This window comes from Gemmiger sp. An194, assembly GCF_002160145.1.
GTDB lineage: Bacteria > Bacillota > Clostridia > Oscillospirales > Ruminococcaceae > Allofournierella.
In genome coordinates this window covers 1-590 of record NZ_NFKA01000050.1, presented here as the reverse complement: position 1 = coordinate 590, position 590 = coordinate 1, and the positions used below count along the sequence as shown (strand labels likewise).

1 protein-coding gene is annotated in these 590 nt (G+C 44.1%); it reads left to right on the top strand.

Annotated features, from left to right (window positions below):
* A partial coding sequence (locus B5F28_RS14370; RefSeq protein ID WP_206423094.1) for a tyrosine-type recombinase/integrase occupies positions 1 to 590 on the top strand: 590 nt, incomplete at both ends.

Here is a 590-nt window from a genome sequence, read left to right as displayed (position 1 = left end):
GGATTGCCGGTAAAAGGAAACAAGGCAAGGGCCACCGAAGAGATGCGAAAGATTCTAAACGAGTATGAGAGGGCCAACCTTTTATTTAGCCCAAACGAACCGTTTGTGGATGTCCTAGAACGGTGGCTGGAGCACGCCAAACTTCATTTGGAGATTAACACCTATTCCAACTATGAAATTATTTTCCGTGCCCACCTTCAACCCTATTTCCTAGAACATCCCATAGAGCTGAGAAAGATTCAGACCGCCCATATTCAGGCATATTGTAATTATAAGCTGCAAACCCTCAGCCCTGTTACCGTCAAAAAGCATTTGAGCAATATTTCCTGCGCTTTAGAAGAGGCTCGAAAGAATCACATTATACCCTATAACCCCGCCCATGATGTGATCCTTCGGGGTAGCAAGAAGTTTATCCCGAATTTCTACGATGAAAAGCAGATTGCCCAGCTCTTTCAGGCAGCACGGAAAAGCAAAATTGAAACTGAGATTATTTTAGCCTGTACCTATGGCTTAAGAAGAAGCGAGGTTGCCGGGCTTACATGGTCACAGGTCGATTTTGAAAAGGAAACTATACTCATTTCCAAAACTGC